Below are 10,502 nucleotides of genomic sequence, written 5' to 3'. Positions count from 1 at the left end.
TTATTAATCTATATCATTGGTAATCAATTCGGGTGCAGGGTGCAAGTCTGTACTAAAAACAAATAATTCAGAGACCAACCGAGAAACTTTTACCATGATTTATGACAAAAGCTTTATCCTGGCTTATTAAGGGCAGCACTTTGTTTTGTCTATTGCCTTGGGAGCCAATTGCGGCACAAATTGTTCCAGATGCAACCCTAAGAGTCAACTCCAGCGTCACAATAGAGGGCAATAATACCAATGCAATAACGGGAGGAACCCAAGTCGGAAGCAATTTGTTCCACAGCTTTGAACAGTTTTCTGTACCCACAGGAAGCGCAGTCTACTTCAAAAATGCCCCAGACATCCAAAACATTTTGACAAGAGTGACGGGTAGCTCAGTATCTAATATTGATGGTTTAATTCAAGCTAACGGCATAGCCAACGTATTTCTTATTAATCCCAATGGGATTGTTTTTGGGCTGAATGCTTCACTAAACATTGGCGGCTCGTTTGTCGGCACTACTGCCAGTAATATTAAATTTGCTGATGGCATCTCCTTCGATGCTAAACCCCTTAGTGGTGCAGAACCATTGTTGACAGTGAGCGTGCCTGTGGGATTAGGATTTGGGACAAATGCTGGAAATATTCGCGTCTTTGGAGACGGCCAAGGTATAAGAAAAACTTCAGACCTCATAGATACTAGTTCTGGTCTGCGCGTGCAGTCAAATCAAACCTTAGCTTTGGTGGGTGGTAATATACTACTCTCACGCGGAACCCTTAAAACAACAGGGGGACAGATTGAATTAGGCAGCGTGGCTGGAGCGGGTTTGGTCAATCTGATTCCTACAGATAAAGGCTGGACATTGGGATATTCAGGCATCTCAGCCTTTGGAGAGATCCAGTTGTCTGGAGCAGCAGCAGTTGATGCCAGTGGGAATGGTGGTGGCAATATTCAAATACAAGCCATGAAGTTAATGCTAGACAGTGGTTCTCAGATTGAGTCCAGCACATTAGGAGCAGGAACGGGGGGAACATTGAAAATTAATGCTTCAGATTCAGTGAACCTGGTGGGATTACCAGAAGTTGATTCGTTTTTCAACACTGGTATATCGAGCCTAGTTTACCCAAGAGCTACCGGAGCTGGTGGCAACATCAATATTGAAACTGGGCGGTTAAATGTCCGGGATGGAGCAGGGATCGCTGCTGGTACGTATGGCTTCGGAAATGCTGGTTCCATAGATATCTTAGCTCATGATTCAGTAGAAGTACTGCGAAAACTAACAGCCAATGCAGGCAGTTCCATAACAAGTTTGGCCCAACGAGGATCTACCGGATCTGGCGGTAACATTAAGATTGAAACTGCGCGGTTAAGTCTACGCTCTGGAGGAGTGATATCATCAGGCACATTTGGGCAGGGTTCGGGAGGCAACGTATCTATAAATGCTGACGAAGAAGTGCAAGTAACCGGAAAGTCACTAACTGGTAATTCTCCTAGCAGAATATCAGCTCGAACTGGAGGAACTGGAAAGGCTGGAAATCTGACAATCGAAGTAGAACGATTAACTGTCACTGATGGTGGAAGAGTAAATATTGGTGGTGAAAAAATTCCAAAAAATCTCAACTTTCAGCCAGGACAAGGAAATGCAGGAACCCTCCGAATCAACGCAGACAGTATCAATCTAGACAGAGGTACTATCACAGCTGGCACAGAGGGCGGCACAAAAGGCCAAGGAGGCGACATTTTCTTACACTCTGGTTACTTACAATTACGTGACAGTATCATTACTGCGACTGCTGGGGGTAATGGCGACGGCGGCAACATCACTATCAACACAGATATCCTAGTTGCAATAAAAAATAGTAGCATCACCGCAAATGCCTTTGAGGGTCGTGGTGGGAATATCACAATTAATGCTAAGGGACTTTTCTTTTCCCCTGATAGCTTGATTACAGCTAATTCCAAGTACGGAATTAACGGTACTGTTCAATACAACATCGCTGATACTAACATTTACCCTATTCAACTAAAAACAGAAATAATTCCAATAACTCCTGAAATCATCCCAGTTTGTCAGGCACAAGCAGGCACAGAAGTAAATAGTTTTCGAGTTAGTAGTACTCGCAATATCCAATCTAAGCCTAACAACCTGATGTATAACAATGTTGAGCAAAGTAACTCTGTTCCAGTTCCACCTTTTAATAATTCACATAATCCAAAATCATTAAGAAGTAACCAAGCTACACAAATCATAGAAGCCAACGTTTTGATTCGGGATTCTCAAGGTAATTTAGTTTTGACGACAGACCAAGCAAATCCAATCCGGGATAATGCTTCACTGTATGCAAGTTCTTGTTTTTCAGGATCTCAGTGGTAAAAAGATATAAAAATGATTTCACCTCAATGTTGCTTTAAATATGTTTTCTCAGGCATTCTAGGGCTGTCTCTAATTTTAATTCAATCATCTTCCCCTGCCCAGACTGTAAAAAAAGAAAAAGAATTTCTCAAAAATCAAGCGGTATCCCTGACTTCTTCAGGTCACGAACAATTAGCTCTAGATCGTGCGGACGAAGCTTTAAAAACTTGGCAGGAATCTACGAAAATTTATCGTCAACTAAACGATCAAGAGGGAATTACGGAAAGCCTGATTAATCAAAACCTTGCTTTCCAAGCATTAGGATTACACAAAGAAGCTTGCAATATACTTTTAGAAGCTTTGAAGTTGAATACAAATCTAGGTCTTTGTGACACGACTTTGCAAAAACCCGCTCTTGCTGAAAACGAGCAACTGACAACATTAGTTGGTAAGCAGAAACCAACATCAGTTAACTTGCTTGGATTAAATAATCTAGGAGAAGTCTTGCGGATTTTGGGGAAGTTAAATGAATCTGAAACAGTTCTACAAGAAACATTAACGTTAGCAAAACTTGTATCTTCATCAAAGATTAGTGGAATTTATCTATCTTTGGGTAATATTGAACAGACAATTTATCAGCAATTGCAAGATAAATATTCTTGGATAGAGGAACCACTTTTTCGAGAGCAGATTGCTAATATTATTCCACAAAAGGCGCAAAAATCACTCTTGTATTACCAAATACTAGAAAACATACCAAATATCTCGAAATCAGCTAAACTGCAAGCTCAGTTGAATCATTTGACTTTACTGATAAGTTTTGAAAAATGGCTAATTCATCAACCAAATCAAGCTAACCTTCATCAGAAAGTTAATCAACAAATCCGAGTATTGGTAAATAAAATAGATGAAAATTCTTCTGCCTTTTTGGAGTTATCACCTGAACCATCTATTCATGCTAGATTGAACTTGGCTAATAACCTGAGTCAGATCCCAGATGAACAGTTAAAATCTGTGGCAATTCGGTACACCAAATTAGCTCTCCAAATGGCTCGAACTATTAATAGTACCCGATGGTTATCCTATAGTTTCGGAACTCTGGGTAAATTATCAACACAAACAGAACAAAAACAGGCATATTTTAGCAAGGCTTTAGAGTTAGCTGAATCAATTCAAGCTTCGGATATCGCTTATCAATGGCAGCAGCAGTTAGGGCAGATTTACGAGAAACAGGGTCAAACTGAGTTAGCGACTAAAAATTATAATGCGGCTATCACAAATATGACTCAAGTTCGTGATAGCCTTTTGTCAACTAATGGGGACTTACAGTTCTCTTTTCAGGAGGAAATGGAACCGACATATCGCAACTATATGCGATTACTCCTATCCGCTCCTAATCCTGATTTAAAAAAAGTAATACAGATAAACGAAGGGTTGCAGATAGCACGCTTAGAAAACTTTCTCAGATGTGGCAAGCTTGACCTTGTTGCTTTGAATCAGCTTCAGAACCTCAATAGCGCCCCAACAGTAATTCACATTATTGATTTAGGGGATAGTATAGAAGTAATTGCTCAGTCAACAGATGGCTCACTTCACCACCATTCTATTGATTCTAAACTAGTTGCATTCCAGATAGATCATCTTTTAGCAGCTTTACAAAATGAAAATTTTTCTGAGATTGGCGAAAGTAGCATTACTACTTCTTCTCAAGGAATTTATGAAAAGCTAATTGCACCAATTAAAAAATATCTACCCACATCAGGAACACTCGTATTCACTTTAGATAAATCTTTCCAAAGCATACCAATGGCATTGTTATATGATGGAAAACATTATCTAATAGAACGTTACAGTATTGCAGAAACTTTAGGTTCTAAAATTAGACAACCTAGAGTCTTACATGAAAACCAGATGATAGCTTTAATAGCTGGACTATCAAAACTTAGCCCCAGTTCTACAGATCCAAATGCACCTAAAAATATGGATAATTTGCTCTCATCTAAACAGGAAATAAAAAATGTAGAAAAACAAACTAAATCGTCAGTTGCCTTGTTAGACAATAAGTTTACCCTTAAAAAGTTTAAAGAAGAACTAACTCAAAATAATTTTCCTATTGTACATATTACTACCCACGGTCAATTTAGTTCTGATCCACTCAAAACAGTACTGGTTGCCTATGACAAGCTAATTAATATTAGAGATTTTGACAGCTTAATCAGAGGTAAAACTGAAAATAGTCAAGATGCAATTGAGTTACTTGTTCTCAGCGCCTGCGAAACAGCTAAAGGCAACAAGCAGTCAGCAATGGGTATTGCGGGAATGGCTGCCCAAGCAGGAGCGCGTAGTACTGTTGCTACTTTGTGGCGCGTGGAAGCTGATTCTACCGCTTTGCTTATGCAAGAATTTTATAAAGGTTTGAACAATGGCTTGCCAAAAGCAGAAGCACTACGTCAGGCGCAATTAAGTTTACTGTCAAATCCTAAATATAAGAAGGCTTATTATTGGGGTGGGTTCCTCCTGGTTGGAAGCTGGTTGTAAAATTCCACTAATTTTAGCCCTGTTTGGGCTTTTTGGAACTCTTTGGAATTATTGCTACTTTTCGCTAACTCAGATGCCTTGATATATTCTGATTTCGCCTCTTTTGGCAACTTGGCCTTCAGATAGCGATCGCCCAGTACTCTGTACAGAGTCGGATTTCGCCTATTATTTGCTGTTGCCGTTTTTAACATCTCAATTGTTTCATTTAAAAGATTTTCTGCCGTATAAATAACATCTACGTCAAGAATAGTTTCATCTGGAGGTAGCCCTAAGTCTTTGATCCGTTTAATATTTTGTGCAATTTGTTCTTGGGAAGCTACAGATAATACGTCCACAAACGTTTCATCATAGCTAAAAGCTTCACCATCTTTATAAGCAAAAACATATATTGTATATGGAGTCCCAGGTTGAAATTCTTTTTCATCACTTGGGTAGGCAAGCCGAGTTTGATTTACAACTTTTTCCCACCCAAACTCGTAACTTTTTACTTTGACTTTGTAAGAAGTAGCACCCTTAACAGCAGTCCAAGTTATTTCTGGACGAGAATTCAATGTTGATGTGCTATGAGGAGAAATGATTATTGGCTCATCGCTCCCTTCTGTGCCACCTTTTCGTATGTGACACGCATTAGTATTGGTTGGATTGCAAGTGGATAAGGCTTCGTCAGGCTCTGCACATTTATCAAGAGGAATAGTTCCACTAGATAATTTTAAAATCTTTCCAGAACTAAAGCATAAAAATTCTACATAATCACCATTTACAACTTTTATTGTATCTCCCTTACAAATTAAGCTCCCTGCTGACAAGTGCTTGTTACCCTTACTTATTATCCTTCCCATTTGGGGATCACAATGAACCTGATTTCTTCTTACTCTTATGAGCGGTACATTTGCTAGCAATGGTAGATGAATTAATATTAAAGAAGTTAAACAGTACATTCCCCCAAAAAACATCAGCTTTTTCATTCTTTTACAAGCATAAATGGCTTGAGCATCTTATCATTTATCAAGTATGCGATCTAGCAGTTCTTGTCTCCAGCGAAACACTTCTGGTAGACTAGATTTAGTCAAAATACAAGCATCTATATAAGCTCTGGCGTAATTAAATTGACCTAATGATTCTTCTACTTGAGATAGCAAACAATATGCATCTGTTCTTTCGCTATCTAACTTTGTCGCTTTTTCTAGATATTTTTCGGCTTCAGTTAACTTATTTTCCATTAACCTTGCCCATCCTAAATCTTTATACAACGATGCTTGTAATTCCCGATTGTTAGTTTTCTGCAAACCTTTTAAAGCTAAACTAGCTGCTGCTCTATAATCCCCCTTTTTATTTTTCAATCTTGCTAAAGCCGCAACAGCAAACATAGCTTGATCGCTACTTCTAATAGCGATTTCATATTGCTTTTCTGCTAAATCATATTCTCCCTGTCCATCATAAAAATCACCTAATCCGTAATGTGATTCCCATTTGTTAGGCTTTAACTTAAAAATTATTTCGTAAGTTTTGTTAACACAATTATAGTCATATAACTGCTGACACGCAATTGCTAAATTATTATAAGCAGTATCGTCCTTCGGGTTGTACTTTATAGCTAGCTCGTAATTTTTTCTAGCAATCTTAGGGTCATTTTGATGCTGTAAACCCTTCTCAAAATAAAAAGTTGAGACTGAATTAGTTAAATCATGTCCATACTTTATTGCTCTTTGAAAGTCTTTTTCAGCATCGGCAATCCTACTTTCTTTATAAGCTTCTTTACCTTGAATTAAAAAATAATCTGCTACTGTATATTTTAAGCTAGGATTCAAATATACTGCTTTTTGAAAATCGTTCTCAGCTCGATCAAATTGATTTTCTTTATAAGCATTTTTACCGGAATCTAAATAATATTTAGCTACTAAAGGTAAAGATGCATATATCAAACCAACAATACTTAATAAACTTAATACAAACACACTAAGTTGAAACGGCTTTGATTTAATTACTCGATTAAGCTTTGATTGATTAGGTAAGCGCTCCAAACGCTGTATTATTATTTGAGTATTTTGTGGGCGCTGGCCAACAAAAGGAGCCATCATATCATCAAGTAAATCAGCCAGAAATTTATCTATGTGAAGTGCTTTATCTCTCCAAATTAGTCTTCCTGTCTGCTCGTCCATTTTGATTTCAATTAAAGAAATACCTGTGACTAAGTAAACAAAAGTTCTACCTAAAGCGTAAAAGTCTGACTGTGGTACGGCTTGTCCATGAATTTGCTCTAAAGGAGAGTAACAAGCTGTCCTAACAGCAGTTATTTCGTAACCATTACCGAATCCTGTAGTAGTTCCTCCACTAGTACTAACTTTGGCAAAGTAGGTTCTACTAAGCTGTCTTGCTCCACCAAAATCAACAAGTGCTAAATTCCCATCGGGTTGATGAACAATGTTTTCTGGTTTGATATCTCTGTGGAAGAAACCAGACCGATGAACTAAATCAAGAATCTCCATCAACTGCAATAACCATTCATAAGCCATTTCTTGGCTAATTCGTCCATAAGATTGTACCCACTGAGTCAAGTTCTCTCCTTCAAACTTATGCATAACTAGACAATGTAGTTCTAGAAGATTATCATTCAGCCTAAATGTGAAATAATCTTCCCTATTAGACTTGGGAATTCCAGGATGGTCTAGGATTTGTAATATGAGTGATTCTCTTTTAAGTAGCTCAACTAACTTAGAATCATCAATCCATCTTAATACTTTCATTACTCTTATTTGAGGCTGAGGATGTTCTTCTGTGCCAATATCCTCAATTTCAAAGACATCTGTGTAATTATATGGATTTTGCTCCAAAGAACGCAACGGGCGCAGCAAACGAATACGCCCGTTTATTATCAATGGATTTCCACATACTAAACAATTCTCAGCGCTATCAGGATTATGACGTTGGGTGCAAAGAGGATTTATGCAGTAGCCCACAAGGTAACTTCCCTTGTTTGTATTGTATCTGGTATTTTATGTACTAATCCCAATGGATCAACTAAAATATACTTCTTAATAGATGCTTGTAAACTATAACTAGCTTCTCGTTTGTTCGATTTACCAGCAATTTCAATTAATGAGCGTTGTTCTAAAACTTCTATTGCTGTAATTAGTTCAAAAACTGACAACTTCAAATCTACTCGCTCTTTTAAATTATCAATGAGTTTAGAAAATTCAATGGGAGTCGAGTTTTCTGACATTTCTTCTGCCAAATAAATCATTATTTGCCTTTGAAGATTATTTAAAAGTCCAACTTGTCCAAATTGCTGATGTAGCATTGTTTCAAGCTGAGGATCAATCATAGTAGTTTGATATCTAAAAAATGTTTTTACACTCCCATCAAAAAAGCGATTAATTCTGTCAGCCAACGCTTCCAAACTTGATGGATTCCCAGAATAGTTTTCAATTAATCGCTTACATTCCTGCCCACTTAAACCTTTTTCTTGTAATATTTGCATTCCAGCATTTACATCTAAACCTTCTAATTTGAAAGAGCGAATAGGTAGTCTTGTAGTCACAGAAGCAAATTCTTTCAAAGGCAACTGACTTGTTATAATAATACAGCTTTCATGCTTCCCTTCTGTAAGTTTTAAAAGGAATTTTTCATATTGTAATCTTTTTCCAAAATCATCTGCTAACAATAGCTTTTCAAATCCATCAATTACTAGTAGACAACGATGTAAGTGAAGCTGTCTTGATAGTAAAGATATGCTATCTATAAAAGAGTTTTCACTTGCTTCCATGTCTATTTCAAAAATTTTATTTAAGTCAATGACTAACTCATCAATTGACAACGAATGATTAACTTTTTTCCATATTATACATTCATATATACTGCTTAAAGAATCAAAAGTTATTTCTTCAACCAATTTAGAGGCTAATAAAGTTTTTCCTATTCCTCCAACTCCAGTAAAAACTATACAGCGCTCTTTAAATAGAGTAATTTGTTTCTTAAAATAGTTAATTTCATCTTTTCGTCCATAAAAAGATTTGATTTTAGGCAGTTCCCCATAAATTCTAATATTGCCAACGAAACCATCGTTATCCAATCTGGATGCCTCTTCCTTCAGATAATCCCTCTTTGCTAGCTTAAGCAAAATAGATTTCAAAGATATTTTTGTTACTTTTACTCCATCACCAATAATTACTGAAAGCATACTCCATAGTGGTGGAGCTACTTTCTGCTGCAAATAGTATGCGTTATACCCCGAATCACTTGCCATCTCTTTATAATCTTTACTATCCCAAACTCCCCTAATAAGAACTTTTTCTACTTCTGTTAAATACCTTCCTGTAGATTGAAACACTTGTTCTTCTAATACTGCTAATACTCTTTTTACGTCTAAAACTTGGCTTGAATTCATGCCGACTTTTCCTTACGTAAGTAGGTATACATGAGGTTATATTTTACTCTTTAGTACTTAAAATGTCTACAAAGTTCACAATTATTAACTGAAGCTAGGTTCTCAAATTACCTTTCTAGGCTATATTGATTTAAATGCTACATCTTAATAGGGAGATTAACGCATCCTAGTACATTATCCGGTCTAGCTTGAGCATAAAAGTGTGAAAGAAGTTGACCAACGTCAACCAAGGAACACCGCCTGTGGGTATTTTTGATCACTGATTAACTCAATGGGTTTGTTTTGAAAAGCTTGTGTCTAGGTATCTTAACCTAAACCAAATATCTTCTGCTAATACATTTGAATTAAAGCTCTTACCTCGACTGAGTAAGACGACCAGAACTTCTGTAAAATCAAGCTAATTGAAAGGAGGCATGGAGGTGAAGATACAACAGTACGACTGTTTAATGCAAAAAGCGCCACTAAGGAGTCGCGCTTTCTACGTATTGCAAATTTCATATTGATCTAGAGCGGGTTTGATCTCGAAGGAACAAAAGAAGTTGTCGCTAAAGTTTGGCCACTGGTGCGACTACTAAATTGTCCGAGAGTTTTTACCGCGCTACCAGATCCATTATAGGGTCTGCCGCCTGGAAAGTCCATTCCCTGCGGTATGTTTTTGCTGTCGAAATTCATAAATTTTAGGTAAAGTTAAGTTTGGTTAAGAAATATCCCGAATTTTGTAGTTAAAAGCAGTAGTAGCGCGAATAACAGTTACCAGTTATCAGTTGGGAGTAGAGTCCAAGATTAGATAACTGATAACTGATGCAACCCCCTCTGAACTTGTAAACCGAGTTATCAGGGGAAAATATCGTGATAAATAGAGAATGCCCCAAGAGCGCAGTGTTAGAGCGTATGGGGTCGAGTGCAGCTTTCGCATGGCAATTTTGTGCTGTGACGAAGGGAAATTTTCGGAATATCCAGGCTAGTAGTCTGGCAAGTCAACTTTGCATGGAGGTTAGCAGAGGTCTGGGGCAGAGGGGCAGAGGGGAAAGAACTTATATAAGCCTCTCCTCTGCTCCCCTGCTCCTCTGCTCCCCTGCCGACCTCCACCCAGTAATTTTGGGTTGGCGAACTGCTAGAGCAAGAGTTTCGCAGCTTGAAAGAGTTCTTTCCAAGGGATTTCAAGGAGAGAACCGATGAATTCAGCGACAACTGAATATCCAAACAATCTCACGGCTGCGGAATACCATGAGTTGTTAGCTGGT

At 37.8% G+C, this 10,502-nt stretch carries 5 protein-coding genes; 2 read left to right on the top strand and 3 right to left on the bottom strand.

Annotation, left to right across the window (positions count from 1 at the left end):
• Nucleotides 1-101: 101 nt before the first annotated feature.
• Nucleotides 102-2,357: a filamentous hemagglutinin N-terminal domain-containing protein gene (locus tag VB732_RS34365; RefSeq protein ID WP_323235290.1), complete on the top strand. Its 2,256-nt coding sequence runs from the start codon at nt 102-104 to the stop codon at nt 2,355-2,357.
• 12 nt (nt 2,358-2,369) lie between these two features.
• The gene (locus tag VB732_RS34360; RefSeq protein WP_323235289.1) at nt 2,370-4,874 is read left to right on the top strand and encodes a CHAT domain-containing protein; all 2,505 of its coding nucleotides are present in this window, start codon (nt 2,370-2,372) and stop codon (nt 4,872-4,874) included.
• Here VB732_RS34360 and VB732_RS34355 read toward each other — a convergent pair.
• The 3 genes from VB732_RS34355 to VB732_RS34345 all read right to left on the bottom strand — a co-directional run bounded on the left by VB732_RS34355 (nt 4,835) and on the right by VB732_RS34345 (nt 9,258).
• Nucleotides 4,835-5,713, bottom strand: a complete 879-nt coding sequence (locus VB732_RS34355; RefSeq protein ID WP_185585504.1) for a tetratricopeptide repeat protein — start codon at nt 5,711-5,713, stop codon at nt 4,835-4,837. The genes VB732_RS34360 and VB732_RS34355 overlap by 40 nt on opposite strands.
• A gap of 159 nt (nt 5,714-5,872) precedes the next feature.
• Entirely contained in the window at nt 5,873-7,831 is a 1,959-nt protein-coding gene (locus VB732_RS34350) for a protein kinase domain-containing protein (RefSeq protein WP_323235288.1), read from the bottom strand.
• Entirely contained in the window at nt 7,816-9,258 is a 1,443-nt protein-coding gene (locus tag VB732_RS34345) for an NB-ARC domain-containing protein (protein ID WP_185607314.1), read from the bottom strand. The genes VB732_RS34350 and VB732_RS34345 overlap by 16 nt, the downstream gene beginning before the upstream one ends.
• Nucleotides 9,259-10,502 lie beyond the last annotated feature (1,244 nt).

The organism is Nostoc sp. UHCC 0252 (genome assembly GCF_034931145.1).
Lineage (GTDB): Bacteria > Cyanobacteriota > Cyanobacteriia > Cyanobacteriales > Nostocaceae > Nostoc.
This window is presented reverse-complemented; position numbering and strand designations above follow the sequence as displayed.

Bases quoted from the DNA above. Each gene is read 5' to 3' on its own strand.
- VB732_RS34365 (WP_323235290.1), top strand. From the start codon at position 102: ATGACAAAAGCTTTATCCTGGCTTATTAAGGGCAGCACTTTGTTTTGT.
- VB732_RS34345 (WP_185607314.1), bottom strand. From the start codon at position 9,258: ATGAATTCAAGCCAAGTTTTAGACGTAAAAAGAGTATTAGCAGTATTA.
- VB732_RS34360 (WP_323235289.1), top strand. From the start codon at position 2,370: ATGATTTCACCTCAATGTTGCTTTAAATATGTTTTCTCAGGCATTCTA.
- VB732_RS34355 (WP_185585504.1), bottom strand. From the start codon at position 5,713: ATGGGAAGGATAATAAGTAAGGGTAACAAGCACTTGTCAGCAGGGAGC.